Source organism: Terribacillus jepli (genome assembly GCF_047228925.1).
GTDB lineage: Bacteria > Bacillota > Bacilli > Bacillales > Amphibacillaceae > Terribacillus.
The window spans coordinates 38865-53828 of the sequence record NZ_JBFEGH010000007.1 but is presented as its reverse complement, the minus strand read 5'-3'; the positions used below and the strand labels follow the sequence as shown (position 1 = coordinate 53828).

The 14964-nt window shown below is 44.1% G+C and carries 16 protein-coding genes, 2 tRNA genes and 1 pseudogene; 18 read left to right on the top strand and 1 reads right to left on the bottom strand.

The window, feature by feature from the left end:
• Positions 1-14 precede the first annotated feature (14 nt).
• From AB1K91_RS09565 to AB1K91_RS09500, 14 genes and pseudogenes are all read left to right on the top strand, one after another.
• Complete coding sequence (locus AB1K91_RS09565) at positions 15-431, top strand: hypothetical protein (protein ID WP_413089585.1); 417 nt, start codon at positions 15-17, stop codon at positions 429-431.
• An 84-nt stretch (positions 432-515) separates the two neighbouring features.
• Complete coding sequence (locus AB1K91_RS09560) at positions 516-962, top strand: hypothetical protein (RefSeq protein ID WP_413089584.1); 447 nt, start codon at positions 516-518, stop codon at positions 960-962.
• A gap of 154 nt (positions 963-1116) precedes the next feature.
• Positions 1117-2598 carry a potassium/proton antiporter gene (locus tag AB1K91_RS09555; RefSeq protein WP_413089583.1) on the top strand — a complete coding sequence of 494 codons (1482 nt, stop codon included), beginning with the start codon at positions 1117-1119 and terminating at the stop codon, positions 2596-2598.
• 12 nt (positions 2599-2610) lie between these two features.
• A complete protein-coding gene (locus AB1K91_RS09550) occupies positions 2611-3096 on the top strand; it encodes a MarR family winged helix-turn-helix transcriptional regulator (RefSeq protein ID WP_413089582.1) in 486 nt (161 codons plus the stop codon).
• Positions 3097-3098: 2 nt separating this feature from the next.
• The gene (racE, locus tag AB1K91_RS09545; RefSeq protein ID WP_413089581.1) at positions 3099-3914 is read left to right on the top strand and encodes a glutamate racemase; all 816 of its coding nucleotides are present in this window, start codon (positions 3099-3101) and stop codon (positions 3912-3914) included.
• 72 nt (positions 3915-3986) lie between these two features.
• On the top strand, positions 3987-5105 hold the full coding sequence (locus AB1K91_RS09540) for a GerMN domain-containing protein (protein ID WP_413089580.1): 1119 nt from the start codon (positions 3987-3989) through the stop codon (positions 5103-5105).
• Positions 5106-5213: 108 nt separating this feature from the next.
• Positions 5214-5536: pseudogene (locus AB1K91_RS09535) on the top strand (GNAT family N-acetyltransferase).
• 71 nt (positions 5537-5607) lie between these two features.
• Positions 5608-6009 carry an RrF2 family transcriptional regulator gene (locus AB1K91_RS09530; RefSeq protein WP_413089579.1) on the top strand — a complete coding sequence of 134 codons (402 nt, stop codon included), beginning with the start codon at positions 5608-5610 and terminating at the stop codon, positions 6007-6009.
• A gap of 69 nt (positions 6010-6078) precedes the next feature.
• A complete protein-coding gene (locus AB1K91_RS09525; RefSeq protein ID WP_413089578.1) occupies positions 6079-6990 on the top strand; it encodes an NAD(P)/FAD-dependent oxidoreductase in 912 nt (303 codons plus the stop codon).
• A 121-nt stretch (positions 6991-7111) separates the two neighbouring features.
• Positions 7112-7711 (top strand): XTP/dITP diphosphatase, encoded by a 600-nt coding sequence (locus tag AB1K91_RS09520; RefSeq protein ID WP_413089577.1) that lies wholly within the window; start codon positions 7112-7114, stop codon positions 7709-7711.
• Positions 7712-7720: 9 nt separating this feature from the next.
• Positions 7721-8233: a metallophosphoesterase gene (locus AB1K91_RS09515; protein WP_413089575.1), complete on the top strand. Its 513-nt coding sequence runs from the start codon at positions 7721-7723 to the stop codon at positions 8231-8233.
• 88 nt (positions 8234-8321) lie between these two features.
• Positions 8322-8876 (top strand): DUF420 domain-containing protein, encoded by a 555-nt coding sequence (locus AB1K91_RS09510; protein ID WP_413089574.1) that lies wholly within the window; start codon positions 8322-8324, stop codon positions 8874-8876.
• A 121-nt stretch (positions 8877-8997) separates the two neighbouring features.
• Positions 8998-9071 (top strand) — tRNA-Gly (locus tag AB1K91_RS09505).
• Between the two features lies 1 nt (position 9072).
• Positions 9073-9146 (top strand) — tRNA-Arg (locus AB1K91_RS09500).
• A 433-nt stretch (positions 9147-9579) separates the two neighbouring features.
• On the opposite strand, the gene AB1K91_RS09495 is transcribed toward AB1K91_RS09500, so the two are convergent.
• The gene (locus tag AB1K91_RS09495; RefSeq protein WP_413089573.1) at positions 9580-10659 is read right to left on the bottom strand and encodes a type I restriction endonuclease; all 1080 of its coding nucleotides are present in this window, start codon (positions 10657-10659) and stop codon (positions 9580-9582) included.
• Positions 10660-11198: 539 nt separating this feature from the next.
• On the opposite strand from AB1K91_RS09495, the gene AB1K91_RS09490 reads away from it, so the two are divergent.
• From AB1K91_RS09490 to AB1K91_RS09475, 4 genes are all read left to right on the top strand, one after another.
• Entirely contained in the window at positions 11199-12476 is a 1278-nt protein-coding gene (locus AB1K91_RS09490) for an ABC transporter substrate-binding protein (protein WP_413089571.1), read from the top strand.
• 66 nt (positions 12477-12542) lie between these two features.
• Complete coding sequence (locus AB1K91_RS09485; protein WP_413089570.1) at positions 12543-13445, top strand: carbohydrate ABC transporter permease; 903 nt, start codon at positions 12543-12545, stop codon at positions 13443-13445.
• A gap of 1 nt (position 13446) precedes the next feature.
• The gene (locus AB1K91_RS09480) at positions 13447-14286 is read left to right on the top strand and encodes a carbohydrate ABC transporter permease (protein ID WP_413089569.1); all 840 of its coding nucleotides are present in this window, start codon (positions 13447-13449) and stop codon (positions 14284-14286) included.
• A 23-nt stretch (positions 14287-14309) separates the two neighbouring features.
• The gene (locus AB1K91_RS09475; protein WP_413089568.1) at positions 14310-14948 is read left to right on the top strand and encodes a YesL family protein; all 639 of its coding nucleotides are present in this window, start codon (positions 14310-14312) and stop codon (positions 14946-14948) included.
• The last annotated feature ends 16 nt before the right edge of the window (positions 14949-14964 follow it).

Here is a 14964-nt window from a genome sequence, read left to right as displayed (position 1 = left end):
GTACGGAGAGTTTTATGGATATGGTAAAAAAGTATGTAATGACCAAATGGGGAGAAACGATAGAGCGGCTCGGCATAGGCTTTATAAGGAGGGCTAATGTGGATAAAAACCGGATGGTATTTCTTACGAATGCAGTTATAAGTGGTTTTATTGCATATATCATTGCTGATTATTGTGCTGCAGGTACGATAGCCGAGAATCCTACCGATCAAAAGTACGTAGTTCCAGTGGCTATTTGTTTCTTATTTGGATTGATAACCTCACTTAAATTTCCCTCCGAGCAATTCCGTGTTATGGCTATTGTAATGATGTGGGTATCTATACCGCTTGGGTTTGCAATTGGATTGGAATGGGCTATATGGGCTAATGAATCTAGTACGGCATATATTATTAAAGAAGTATTGGTTGATCGATCACATACTCATTTTTAATACACCTAGAAAAGCCGATTTTTAATTGTCAAAGCAGGTATCCCTCCGATTCTGTCGAAACTGTACAGAAAAGGAGGGTTTTCCATGGAAATTGTGAAAAGTCCGTCTGTTGCTCCTGTAATCGATTCGCTGCCGGAATTACAGCAGCAGATTTACCAGGGTGTTCGAGAAGCTTTTGTTCAAGTTACTGAAGCAGGGGAATATTATATGGCTGATGAAGATGATGCTGTTGTCATGACGCCGTTCGCGGATAAGCATCAGTTAACGCTCACAGAAGTAGCTACACACTATTGTGCAGCAGAATGCAGCATTGCGGATTTTCAGGCGTCACATTTGGGAAGCTCTCCGCCGGCGGATTTTGAAAAGTGGGCAATGAAAAAAGGAAATACCGTGGTGAGTCGGTATGATGATGTGAAGGATTGCATAATGGTCAGCATCAATGGGTGTAAAGCGATACCATATCAAGAATTACCGGTTTCCTCTTTCTTTGAATTGTTTCGTACATACACATTCAGTTCTTTGTTCAAGTGAATACTTGTAAATAGCCGACCCTCGATGTGTCGGTTTTTTTATGTATTCAGTATTTTTTGAGGACGAATTACATGCAGATATGCGTTTTTAACGGTATCATTAAGGATAGGATAGAAAAGTCAGATATTGCTCGACACCTTGTAGGGGGATTTACATGCACGATTATATGATAACCAATCAATTCATTTTTCTCTTCGCGCTGCTGCTCGTTGTAAGTGTAGTGGTGACGAAGTTTTCGACGAGGCTCGGGGTCCCGGCGCTCGTCTTGTTCATTGCGGTCGGGATGATCGTCGGCAGCGATGGTTTTGGTCTTGTATATTTCGATAATGTTCATTTAGCGGAAGCAGTCGGGATTTTCGCGCTGATCGTCATCCTGTTTGAAGGGGGGCTGCATGCGAACTGGCACTCAATGAAGCCGGCGCTTGCTCCGGCGATCACGATGGCAACAATTGGGGTGCTGCTGACAGCAGCAATCGTTGCTGTTGCTGCTCACTATATTTTCGATTTGACGTGGCTGGAATCTGTTCTGATCGGATCGATCGTCGGCTCGACGGATGCCGCTGCGGTCTTTTCTGTTTTGAAGGGGCAAAATGTCAAAGAAAAGCTTGCCGCGACGTTGGAAGCGGAATCCGGCACGAACGATCCGATGGCGATGTTTTTGACGATCACTTGTATCGAATTGATCAGCGGTCACGGCTCCAGTGTTGTCAGCATGATCGGCAGCTTTATCTGGGAAATGGGAGCAGGTGCGGCAATGGGGCTGCTCATCGGCTTCATTGCTGTCACAGCGATCAATCGAATCAACCTGGATACGAGTGGCCTTTATCCGCTGTTCGCGCTTGCATTCGCATTGATAAGCTACGGGTTGACATCCGTTATCCATGCTTCTGGATTATTGGCTGTTTATGTGAGCGCCCTGTATATCGGAAATGCGGAAATTACGTATCGCCGTTCGATCATCCGTTTCAACGAGGGTTTCGGCTGGCTTATGCAAATATGTATGTTCGTCTTGCTGGGCTTGTTTGTTTTCCCTAAGGAGTTATTTACACCAAGTCTTATGATCAAAGGCTTTTTACTATCGCTAGTGCTGATATTCCTGGCACGGCCGCTGGCAACCTTCCTTTCCTTGATCCGCTTCAAATATACCGCAAAAGAAAAGCTGTTCATTTCATGGGCAGGTCTGAAAGGTGCCGTACCAATCGTACTCGCGCTCTTCCCGCTCATTGCCGGTATCGAAAACAGTCAGCTTATCTTCAATGCCGTCTTCTTCGTCGTTCTCTTATCAACTGTACTGCAAGGTTCAACGGTCACGACGCTTGCAACGAAGCTGAAATTGGTGGAGCCTGCGACAACGAATGAAATCGAGACGCTTGAATTGATCAGCATGGGACGGAACAATCTTGAGATGGTAGAATATAAACCAACAGAACTGAATGAGATAACCGGAAAGCGTCTGGAGGATCTTGAATTTCCCGAAACGACTTTGATCAATGCCATCCTGCGGAGCGGTGAAATCATCTCACCAAATGGGCAGACGGTCATCAAAGCGGGCGATACGCTGTATATCATGGTCTCCATGCAATATAAGAAACAACTAGCAAAATATTTACGCAGGAATAAACTAACGGAAAAATAGCAGGAGGAATGAATGGTGCAAGACACACTGACAGCTGAAAGAATTGCAGCAATCGAGAAGGAGCTGCGACATATTGCCGCAATCATCAAGCAAAAAGGACGTGAAATCCTCCTGCAGTACCCGATTACGGCGCCGCAGTTCGTCGCGTTGCAGTGGCTGGCGGACAAAGGGGATATGACAACCGGCGAGCTTTCCCAGACAATCAGGCTCGCAATCAGTACGACGACCGATATTGTCGACAGACTGGAGAAAAATGAACTTGTGAAACGTGTACGTGACGAGAAGGACCGGCGCATCGTCCGGGTGCATATCCTGAAAAAAGGAGAGCATATCATCACAGAAGTGATCGAAAAGCGCCAAGCTTATCTGAAAGAGCTGCTGGAAACTTTTTCTCCGGAGGAGGCCGACCAGCTGCAGTTGCTCTTACATAAGTTACACGGTAAAATGAATGATTACGAACAGCTAGAGGCTAAAACAGAGAAGAAAAAGAGGAGATAAAAGTGGATTATCCGATTGGTGTCATTGATTCAGGAGTAGGCGGCTTGACCGTTGCAAGGGAGCTGATGCGTCAGCTGCCAAAGGAAAACCTCATCTATGTCGGGGATACACTACGCTGTCCTTACGGTCCAAGGCCGAAAGAAGAAGTGGTGGAATTTACATGGGACATGGTGAATTTCCTCCTGGAAAAGAACATCAAAATGCTCGTCATCGCCTGTAATACAGCGACGGCTTTCACATTGGAAGAGCTGAAGCAGAAGCTTGATATACCGGTTGTCGGTGTTATCGAGCCAGGTGCTCGTGCAGCAATCAAAACAACAAAGACAAATCATATAGGGGTACTCGGTACAGAAGGCACGATTCGCAGCCATGCGTACCGTAAGGCGCTGAAAAATATCAATAGTGAGCTCGAAATTGAAGGCCTCGCATGTCCAACATTCGTTCCGATGGTGGAAAAAGGTGTTGTCTCTGGTCCATTGGCCCGCCAGGTTGTCCAAGACGCATTGACACCTTTAAAAGACTGGAAAGAGATGGACACACTCATTTTGGGTTGCACACATTACCCGATTATCAAACCAGTTATCGAAGAAGTAATCGGTGAATCGGTGGAAGTGATCAGTTCTGGTGACGAGACAGCTCGTGAGGTAAGTGCAATTCTCGGATTTAAACGCAAGCTTTATGAAGGAGATCGTCCTGTTTCTCATCAATTCTATGCATCAGGAGATACGCATCTCTTCATGAAGATTGCGAATATGTGGCTGCAGCGGCCAGTTAAGGAAGTCGGAAGGATCCAGCTCGGCAGCAAACAGTCTATTTGAATAAATATGGTCTAAAACCTTTGATGGCTCGTATACATGATAGTACAAACCATCAAGGGGGAAGAAGTGCGTATGAACAAAAAGATTGCAGGTCTTTTCACTAGCGTAATAGGCCTTTCCATTTTACTGGCCGGATGCTCCTTGAAAGGAGAACAGGCTGTCGACGAAGTGGACGTGCCGCAGGATACAACATATGTGGACGAGCTGGAGGAAAATGCGCTTGAGCCTGGCGCAGCGGAAGCACCAGCCGAAGGAGAAGCACCAGCAGAGGGTGAGGAAGAACAGCCTGAAGAGGGTGCTAAAGAAGGCGAATCCGCTACTGCAAAACGTCAGCTGTTTCTGATGGATGCCAATGGAATGGTCGTACCGATGACATTCGAACTGCCACAGACAAATGAAGTGGCGAAAGAAACGTTGGAATACCTCGTAAAGGACGGTCCAGTGACGGACATGCTTCCTAACGGTTTCCAAGCAGTATTGCCAGCAGGAACAACCATCAATGGAATCGATGCCCAGGAAGATGGTACATTGATTGTTGACTTTTCGAAAGAATTTAATGAATATGATGCAGCCAGTGAGAAGAAAATTCTTGAATCGATCACGTACACATTGACACAGTTTGAGAATGTGAAAAATGTGGCCATACGCGTAGAAGGACAAGAGTTGGCGAAAATGCCGGTTGACGGCACGCCTATCGGCAAAAGCTATTCCCGTGCTGATGGCATCAACTTGATGGACAATGGCATCACAACCGTTGACAGCGAGTCTGTCACACTTTACTTCCCGGCTGAAGCAGTCGATGGCACACCTTACGAAGTACCAGTGACAGAACGAATGAACAGCAATGCCGAGAACGGCTATGAAGAAATCGTCAATGCACTGATTGACGGACCATCGATGGACAGCAACTTGTCCAATGTCTTCAATACAGGCTCCGCCCTTGCTTCCGAGCCGACCTTGAAAGATGGCGTACTCAACCTGGAATTCAACAAGGAAGTATTGAGTAATGTCGATGAAGCTGCCATCACAGATCAGCTGATGGAAACACTTGTCATGAGCTTAACAGAGCTTGAAGAAGTCGAAGCTGTCTCCGTTAAAGTCGAAGGTGTGGAAGAAGTGTTCAACGAGCATGGGGAGGCATATGCAGAACCTGTGACAAGAGAACAATATGTCCCAGCTGAAAAACTTTAATAGCAGCAGGCCCGGTCATGTGACCGGGCTTTTATCATGCAGGGGAAATGGGGCGTTTCAGCGAATTCACTCAGGTGAGGTGAATCTACGTATACTTATTTTAACGAACTGATCATCAGGGAAAGGACAGAAGATGTGCCGCCGGAGCTTTTGTTTCAAGAAGCTGGCTGGGCTGGGGCAATACCGTCTTGGCAACGGGAGAAATCCCGGCTGATCTTCGAAAATGGCACGTGGGCTTTCACTGTTTATGACAAAGATGAAATGGTCGGTGGAAATGTGTGAAGCCGCAGCATGGGGACTGGTTTGCACATAGTGCGACAGGTAATTTTGGTTTTTATGAAAAATGCGGCTTCGAAATGCGAGATCTCGATAAGAACCGAACCTGTGTTTATTATGGCTATATCCAGGCAAGGAAACAAGGGCATCGCTGATCACCTGCGTTGACAGGTGAAGTTTACGCAGTTATTATAGATACGTAAAGTCTATGATTGGAGTGCGGCAAATGAAATTCACCAAAGCGACGAACTACGCTCTGCATACAATGCTCTATTTAGCCACTGAAAGAGCAGATCAACAGCCAATTGGGGTGCAGCAGCTTGCTGATCACCAGCAGGTTTCTCCGACGTATTTGTCCAAGATTCTCACGAAGCTGGTAAAAGAAGGTCTGATCACCTCTTCTTCGGGAGCAAATGGCGGATATAGGCTCAGAAACGGATGGCAGCAGCTCTCCTTTTTCGATATCATTCAAGCGATAGAGGGGAAAGCCTCCATCTTTGAATGCAGCTTGCACGACGAGCCGGCTTGTATGGTGAAACGTGTAATGGAAAAAGCGGAAGAGCAAATGGAGAAGGAGCTTCGTCAGACAACCATAGCTTCTTTGCTGGAAGGTAAAAACGGCGAATAAAAAGCTGTTTTTTCTTTCGTACAATTATGGATATTGCGAGTCTATTAAATCCGTAAAGGAGCGTTAGCAGTGGAAAAATGGGATTGTGCCATAGTTGGCGGCGGTGCAGCAGGGATGAGTGCGGCTCTTCAACTTGCTAGAGCGAGAAAGAGTGTAGTTGTTTTCGATAATAATACAAACCGAAATCGAGTGACGCAGGAATCACATGGATTCTTAACAAGAGATGGCATTACTCCAGCGCAATTCAGGGAAGAAGCTAGACATGATCTGGCAAAATATCCGAATGTCACTTTTGTTTCTGCAGAAGTGACAAGTATCATGAAGCAAATGATAACAGCAAACTTCCAAGTCGGCACAAATAATCACCCTTATCTTGCAGAGAAGGTCTTGCTGGCAACTGGTATCCGGGAATCATTTCCCAGAGTCCCTTCCATAGGATCTTTCTATGGAAAGAGTATTTTCTCCTGCCCTTATTGCGATGGCTATGAACGCAAAGATGAGCCGCTGATTCTGTTCGCTGAAACCGAGGCTGGTATTCTTCATATGGGAAAAACGCTGCTTAACTGGACTGGAGATCTTGTCATAGCCTCTAATGGAAATAAACTTGCTGGCGATACAATTTCTTTATTCGAAAAGCATGGAGTACGCATCGAACAAGCAAGGGTCACAGAGCTTATCGGAGAAAATGGTATGTTGCAGGAAGTCGTCTTTGAAAATGAGAAGCGAATAAAACGGTCAGGCGGCTTCGTCATTCCGCAGTTTGTTCGCAAAGACAGTTTCGCAGCCGATTTGGGATGCATGTTTGATGAAGAAGGAAAACTAATCACGGAAGCATCCGGACAAACGAGCATTCCTCATGTCTATGCAGCGGGTGAATACGTCAATCAAGCTCCATCGTCGCTTTTGCTGGCAGCGGCTGAAGGTGCAAGAGTGGCGACAAACATGAATTTGCATTTTGTTGAAGCCCGTTTTTTCAGCTGATTTTTGAATTACGAGAAAAGGCAAGCTATACTGAAGAAGGGCTTGCCTTTTCTATTACATACATCAAACAAGTGCCAACAAGGGTACAAGATACACAGAAGTTCTATTGGAGGGACTAGTTATGGACAAAATCATCATTGCAACAAAAAATGCTGGAAAACTAAAAGAATTCAAAGCCTTTTTCGCAGACTATGATATAACAGCTTATGGTCTCGACGACTTGGCAGAGCAGTTCGATGATATCGAAGAAACAGGAACGACATTCGAGGAAAATGCTGCACTGAAGGCAGAAACAATGGCAGGCCACTTGCAGGTTCCTGTACTTGCGGATGATTCCGGGTTGGAAATCGATGCACTTGATGGTCGCCCAGGCGTCTACTCAGCCCGTTATGCCGGTGAAGCTAAAAGTGACCAGGCGAATATGGATAAAGTGCTAAAAGAGCTGCAGGATGTGCCGGAAGGAAAGCGTAGTGCCCGCTTTGTATGTGTGTTGGCTGTTTCCCAGCCCGGTAAAGAAACATTCTATGCCAGAGGACATGTGGAAGGTGCCATTACCAAAGCGCCGCGCGGCGAATATGGCTTTGGCTATGATCCTGTTTTTCAGCCGAATGGCTACGAGAAAACAATGGCAGAACTAAAACCGGAAGAGAAGAACCAAATCAGCCACCGGAAGCAGGCGATGGTCAATCTGGAAAAATGGCTGAATGATCAGGCAAAGTGAGGGATACGGATGAAAATACTGATAATGAGTGACAGCCATGGGTTAACAGAAGAAGTAGCTATGCTGAAACAGCGTCATGAAGATGATGTGATAGCGAGGATACATTGCGGCGATTCCGAACTGCCATTCGATGCTCACGAAATGGACGATTACTATCGGGTTGCCGGAAACTGCGATTATGACAGAGACTATCCGGACATAGAAGAGCTTACAATTGCCGAGCTGCCAATCCTCATTACACATGGTCATCTGTATGGGGTGAAATCGAGTCTGCGTCCGTTGGAAAAGCTGGCAAAAGAAAGAGACGCCAAAGTCATCTGCTACGGTCATTCGCATGTGGCAAGAGCAGATGTGATCGATGGCAGGCTGTATATCAACCCAGGCAGCATCCGTCTGCCGAAACAGTCGCCGCATCCGACATATTCTATCCTGTCCTACGAAGACAGCATTGCGACGGTCCGTTATTATACGCTGGATGGCAAAGAAATGCCGGAATTGGAGAAATCCGTTTCATTCAAGTAAGCCCGGACAAAAAATTGTAACGTTTTTCTTGCCGGAGCATCTTAATTTTACGTTATACTAGTGTTTGAATGAATTGAGGTGATTCTGTATGAATGAAGCCGATTTCGGTTATAAACCAAATCATAAAAAACGCAATTATCGACCGCTTGTTATTTGGCTTACCATCATCATCGATGGATTGGTTGTCGTACTGAGCGGCTTACCGCCTGTCGAAGGTTTCGATCTATTCGACGTACACATCCTGCCAATGCTGAACGCAATCTTCAACAGTTTTACGTTCATATTCTTGCTGTTGGCCCTGATTTTCATCATGAAGAAGAATATCATCTGGCATAAGCGCTTTATCTATTCAGCTTTTGTCACAACAACGTTATTCTTGATCTCCTATGTATCTTATCACTATCTTGCAGGAGATACATCATTCGGAGGCGAAGGCATCATCCGTCCGATCTATTTCTTTATCCTGATCACGCACATCGTGCTCGCAGCAGTCATCGTACCGCTGGCCCTAGCATCGATCACCCGCGCCTGGAACATGGACGTGCCCCGTCACCGCAAGATTGCCCGCTGGACAATGCCGCTGTGGCTGTATGTCAGCCTGACAGGCGTCATCGTCTACTTGATGATTCGCCCGTATTATTAATACGATTGCTCCGGGAAACCGGAGCAATTTATTAATTTCAAAAAAACTGTTGACTATACTTTGAATATCATGTAGAATAAATCTTGTCCTTAAGAGAGGACGACATACATAAAAGCAACACGCGGGTGTAGTTTAGTGGTAAAACCTCAGCCTTCCAAGCTGATGTCGAGGGTTCGATTCCCTTCACCCGCTCCATGTCCCAGTAGCTCAGCTGGATAGAGCAACAGCCTTCTAAGCTGTGGGTCGGGAGTTCGAATCTCTCCTGGGACGCTAATGAGAAAAGCGCTAAAAACCTTTTATTATAGAGGTTTTGGCGTTTTTTCTTTTGCTAAACCCAACGGGGCAGTAGGGAATTTTTATAGGGATGGGGAAGAAAAGGGGGGATTTTAGGAGGTTGCTGAAAAACTGTTGGCTTTCAAGAAATCCGGTAGTAAATATCAATCTAATAGAAAGCGAAAAGCGGAAGGCGCCTATATGTAGTAAGTTGCCTTCCGCTTTATTTAAACATAGATATTTTTTCAGTGGCTTAGCGTTTTATGTCCCCATTTTCCTGCTTCTTATCGAACATTGAATCATAGTCTGACTTTCTTAAGCTGTGTTCGTGCTATTTGTTGTGCTTTAAAATAGTGACTTAATCTAAATGTCTCTAAACTTAATAAATAAAAAAACAAGTAGCTGAGAATTACCCAGCTACTTAAATTAATTAATGAATAAACTTGTCTGCAACAGCTCTAATTTCTTCAACATGCTTGTTTATTTCTTGGACGTGGTTGATTTTAATAATGGTCTTAGCATCATCATTAAGTTGTATCCATTTATTGGAACCATTCAACCCTAATCTACAAACCCATTTACGAATGTTGTCGTCAATTAGGATATTAAAGTAGCTCTTATTATCGCGATAAAATACTCTTTCAGGTTCAATAACTGAATTAAGTACCATTTTAACATGTACATAACCTTCAATTTCTTCCTCAGTCGTTACAATGGGCTGTTCTCCGCTTTCCTCTTTAATGTCTGCTGAGATATTAATTTCCTCTTTTGTAGCAGCAGCATCTGCTTGAACGCTTGTATTATTTAAAGCAGCTTGAAGCTTGTCATTAACTTTTTCATTTATAAACTGATTAACGGATTTAGCTACTACACCTTTAAAGCTATCAAGAACATTTCTAGTTTTTTTACCTGGATAAATATCTTTCAGAAAGAAATGAATAAATTCATCAGATGGTGACTTAATCTCTTTAGAAAGTAGCTCTTTAATTTCATTTGTATATCTTAACTCAGAAGCAGTATTAAGAATGTCATCAACGTCGAAGTTACTTTTAGCAAACTTATGTAATTCCGTAATTTTACTCTCTTTTATATCGAATAAATCAAAAATAAAGAATGGTTTCTGATCCATTTTATTAGTCTCATCTAAATCAGTATAAAACTTATATTCTTTTCCATTAGTTAGTATGGCGAATTTAGCGCTCGTAGTGCCAAAATATCTAAATAGCTGGGAATCATGTCTCCCTAAATCCTGTGTTACTGGCTTCGCCTCTATAAGTATTAACGGTAAACTATCTTTCATAATTGCGTAATCTACTTTTTCGCCTTTTTTAATTCCAACATCGGCAGTAAATTCGGGTAAAAATTCATTCGGATTAAAGACATCGTATCCTAATAATTGAAAAAAAGGCATGATAATACTAGTTTTAGTGGCCTCTTCCGTTTCTATGGTATCAACAATATTTGAAACTCTTTTAGATAATGCTTTTATTTTGTCCGCAAACTCTTCCATAAATATACCCCCCTAGATTGGAAATTAATAGTATTTCAGACTTATTGTAACTTACTGGAACTATAAATTCACTAAATAACTTGAAATGAAATAAAAGCTTTAGAGTCTATTAATGGCAGCAATATGGATTGTTATGATTCTACAAGGAAACAATACAACTCCGATACCCTGACATAACCTTAAAGACAGGCGCATTGACAAAGAGGGTCAGATGCCGAAATTCAAGGGATTGAAAACTTTCCCTCTCTTAATTCAGTAATATATATTCTGGGGGGGCCATATACGTGGAATCGATTGTAGTATCTACTCCGCCTGTTATGTATGTTTTAGAAGTATATATGGGTTTTGGCTAGAACATGAATTATTATATACTCCAAAGTGATGAATTTCTGTATTGGAGTATCTGCAACGTAATTTTATTTTGTTTGATTTACCTCTCCTTTTTAAACATTTACCCCTGTTTTCTATATACCCTCCATTCCCATCCTTTTGGTAAAATCTAAATGTAATCGCTTACATTAAGCCTGGGGGGATTGGATATGAAAAGAAAATCGCTTCTGTTTATTTTTGGAATGATTTTGGTTTTATTGCTTGCTGGTTGCAGCAGTGAGGGTAGCAGTTCTGGTTCGGATGACGGTAAGGTGAAACTGCGGATTGCTTGGTGGGGCGATCAGCCGCGAAATGATTATACGACGAAGGTTATTGAGATGTACGAGGAACAGAATCCGGATGTACAAATTGAGGCGGAGTATGCGAGCTGGGATGATTATTGGCAGAAGCTTTCGCCGCAAGCGGCTGCAAATGAGTTGCCGGATATCGTGCAGATGGATGTTTCCTATTTGGCGCAATATGCCCAAGGGAATAAATTGGCGGATTTGACGCCGTTTCTAGGAGAACAGATCGACACGAGCAATATGACAGAGGATTATGTCAATGGCGGAAAGATAAATGATGGTATTTATGGAATGAATACTGGGGTGAACGCGGTCGGATTCCACTACAATCCAGAATTGCTGGAGGAGTTAGGTCTTGGTAGTGAAATTCCAGAAGGGTGGACATGGGATGATTATCAGAGCATGTCTGACAAAGCCGCTGCAGAAGGCGTTTATTTTGATACCCATTTGAAGCCGGATGTCTTTTTTGACTATTATCTCCGTTCCAATGGCTCCCGTTTGTATGCGGAAGATGGCAGCGGATTGGGTTATAAAGATGATCAGTTATTCGTGGATTTCTTTGGAATGGTGGCAGGACAAGTGGAAAAAGGAGCGACTCCGACACCTGATGTGCTTGCTCAAGTGACAGGTATTGAGGATGATCCGGTTGTCAAAGGAGAAGGTATCGGTATTTTCCAATGGTCGAATCAGTTCGTGGGATTGAAGCAGGTAGCGGAGAAACCGCTGGAGATTGCGCCGATGCCTGGGCCGGGAACATCTGATGGGCTTTACTTGAAGCCAAGTATGTTCTTCTCTGTATCACAAAACTCGAAGCATAAAGAAGCTGCTGCTGATTTCCTGGATTTCTTCATGAATGATGTCGAAGCGAATAAATTGATTCTTGGTGACCGTGGTGTACCTGGATCTTCTGAAGTGAAAGATGCTTTGAAAAATGAAGTTTCCGAGGCACAGCAGCAGGTCTTTGAATATGTGGAATGGGCGGAAACAAACAGCTCGCCAATGGGCGCTCCAGATCCAGCAGGTGCAGGGGAAGTCATCGAATTGCTGGATACATTAGCCGAACAAATCAGCTATGGCCAGCTTTCGCCTGAGGAAGCCGCGAAAAGTTTCCGAAGCCAAGCGGAAGGCATGCTTGGACAATAGGGAGGGTGTGACCAAGACGACAGCTGATTCAGCTGTCGTCTTGATTACACCTGCATAAAGAGAGGAGTGAAGTCTGTGAACGCACGTTTAAGGAGCAATTTATGGGGATACTTTTTCATTGGTCCGTTCATTATCGGCTTTTTAGCCTTTACGATCGTACCGATGCTAGCTTCTTTATATTTCTCGTTTACCAGTTACGGATTATTCGATTCACCTAAATGGATCGGGTTTGAAAACTATATCAAAATGTTCACTGAAGATCCGCGCTATCTTCAATCACTGAAGGTTACTTTCATTTACGTATTGGGAGGCGTACCGCTTAGGCTGGCATTTGCTTTGCTCGTGGCCATGCTGCTGAATGCGGGATCACGAGCTGTCGGCTGGTATCGGACGCTGTATTATCTGCCCTCGCTCATTGGCGGCAGTGTTGCAGTTGCGATCATGTGGCGGAATATTTTCGGTGATGATGGTATCGTGAACTTAGCGCTGAAAAGTGTCGGGCTGGATGCGATTCGCTGGTTTGGTGAACCGACAGCAGCATTATGGATGCTGATTTTCTTATCCATCTGGCAGTTTGGATCTTCTATGCTGATTTTCCTGGCTGGATTGAAATCCATTCCATTCAGTTTTTATGAAGCGGCCAGTGTGGATGGTGCGAACTTCTTCCAGAAATTCTTCCGCATCACATTGCCGATGCTGAGCCCCGTTTTATTGTTCAATATCATCATGCAGACGATTTCTGCTTTTATGACCTTTGTACCTGCTTTCATCATATCCAAAGGGACTGGCGGTCCGCTGGATGGTACGCTTCTATACTCCCTGTACTTGTTCAAGCAAGGATTTGAGTACTTCAATATGGGATATGCATCCGCTATGGCATGGGTCATGCTGCTTATTGTAGCTGTTTTGACAGGAATCATCTTCTGGACGTCCAAGTATTGGGTGCACTATGAGTCGGAGGGGAAGTAGAATGACTAAAAAAAGACCTCAATATTATCTCTACCATATTCTTGTCGGCGGCTTTGCCATTCTATTGCTTTATCCGGTCATTTGGCTGTTCGTCAGCTCGTTCAAGGAAAGTGGCGATATTTTTGTTACAGCAGGCTCGCTCATTCCCAATCCTTTCACCTTATTGAATTATGCGCAAGGATGGGAAGGCTTTGGCGGATATGGATTCGGGACGTTCATCAAGAATACGGTGATTTTCGTCATTTGGATGCTGCTCGGTCACTTGATTTCCTGTTCCTTGATTGCATTCGGCTTTGCCCGGCTGAAGTTCGTCGGTCGAGGATTTTGGTTCATGATCATGCTCATCACTTTGATGCTGCCGTATGAGGTAGTCATGATTCCGCAGTATATCATTTTCTCTGAGCTTGGCTGGCTGAATTCCTTGAAGCCTTTAGTCGTCCCAGCCTTTTTTGGACATCCATTTTTCATCTTCTTGCTCGTCCAATTCATCCGAACGATACCAAGGGAGCTGGATGAGGCAGCGACAATTGATGGGGCCAATACGTTCCAGGTTTTTTATAAGGTGATTCTGCCGCTCATCGTCCCAGCCTTGGCGACAACAGCGATTTTTACTTTCTATTGGACTTGGGATAATTTGCTCGGACCGGTTTTATATTTGAACAGTCCTGAAAAATATACTGTCTCGATGGCGCTGAATATGTTTTTGAGTAACGAAACAGTCTCGAACTGGGGCGCGATGTTCGCCATGTCGATTGTCACGCTTGTACCGGTGTTTGTTATTTTCTTCATCTTCCAGCGTTATGTGGTGGAAGGAATCAGCACGACTGGGCTGAAAGGATAGATTTTTAGAAAGGAGACATATTTATGGCTGCTATCAATAAAGGGCTGGAATGGATCACCAGAATGGCGTATGTCAACGTTCTTTGGCTTATTTTCCTGTTGCCGGGGCTGGTGATATTCGGGGTATTCCCTGCCACCACCGCCCTGATGGCTATCATTCACCAATGGCTGCAAGGAAAAACGGACATCCCAATCTTTGGAACCTTCTTGGAAAGGTATAAAAAGGAATTCATAAACAGCAACAAGCTGGGATATATCTTCGTTTTGTTAGGATATATCCTTTATTTGGACTTCCTATTCTTGATTTCTGCGGCGGACGCCGCCTTGTACTTCACGATTCCATTTCTTATTATCACTTCCATAGCGTTTTCGGCGAGTTTGTACGCGTTCCCGATGCTTGTTCATTATGAAATGAAGCCCTTCCAAATCGTGAAACGAGCTTTCTTTATCATGATGCTGAATCCGAGTCAAACCATGCTCATGTTAATCGGAACCATAGGAGTAGGTTCTATTTTATGGTATTTTCAAGGGTTGGCATTGTTTTTCAGCTTCAGTATCCTAGCTTTGATTGTGATGATGCCGGCTATTAAAGCATTTGAGAGAATAGAGAAAAAATCAGCAAAACTTCAGGCCAAGGAAATCAAATCAGTCCCCACGAATTAAAAACGAAAGGGAGGTT

Excerpts from the sequence above, each read along its gene's own strand:
- AB1K91_RS09555 (WP_413089583.1), top strand. The coding sequence starts at position 1,117 with ATGCACGATTATATGATAACCAATCAATTCATTTTTCTCTTCGCGCTG.
- AB1K91_RS09560 (WP_413089584.1), top strand. The coding sequence starts at position 516 with ATGGAAATTGTGAAAAGTCCGTCTGTTGCTCCTGTAATCGATTCGCTG.
- AB1K91_RS09540 (WP_413089580.1), top strand. The coding sequence starts at position 3,987 with ATGAACAAAAAGATTGCAGGTCTTTTCACTAGCGTAATAGGCCTTTCC.
- AB1K91_RS09490 (WP_413089571.1), top strand. The coding sequence starts at position 11,199 with ATGAAAAGAAAATCGCTTCTGTTTATTTTTGGAATGATTTTGGTTTTA.
- AB1K91_RS09515 (WP_413089575.1), top strand. The coding sequence starts at position 7,721 with ATGAAAATACTGATAATGAGTGACAGCCATGGGTTAACAGAAGAAGTA.
- AB1K91_RS09480 (WP_413089569.1), top strand. The coding sequence starts at position 13,447 with ATGACTAAAAAAAGACCTCAATATTATCTCTACCATATTCTTGTCGGC.
- AB1K91_RS09565 (WP_413089585.1), top strand. The coding sequence starts at position 15 with ATGGATATGGTAAAAAAGTATGTAATGACCAAATGGGGAGAAACGATA.
- AB1K91_RS09475 (WP_413089568.1), top strand. The coding sequence starts at position 14,310 with ATGGCTGCTATCAATAAAGGGCTGGAATGGATCACCAGAATGGCGTAT.
- AB1K91_RS09550 (WP_413089582.1), top strand. The coding sequence starts at position 2,611 with ATGGTGCAAGACACACTGACAGCTGAAAGAATTGCAGCAATCGAGAAG.
- AB1K91_RS09520 (WP_413089577.1), top strand. The coding sequence starts at position 7,112 with ATGGACAAAATCATCATTGCAACAAAAAATGCTGGAAAACTAAAAGAA.
- AB1K91_RS09495 (WP_413089573.1), bottom strand. The coding sequence starts at position 10,659 with ATGGAAGAGTTTGCGGACAAAATAAAAGCATTATCTAAAAGAGTTTCA.
- AB1K91_RS09530 (WP_413089579.1), top strand. The coding sequence starts at position 5,608 with ATGAAATTCACCAAAGCGACGAACTACGCTCTGCATACAATGCTCTAT.
- AB1K91_RS09510 (WP_413089574.1), top strand. The coding sequence starts at position 8,322 with ATGAATGAAGCCGATTTCGGTTATAAACCAAATCATAAAAAACGCAAT.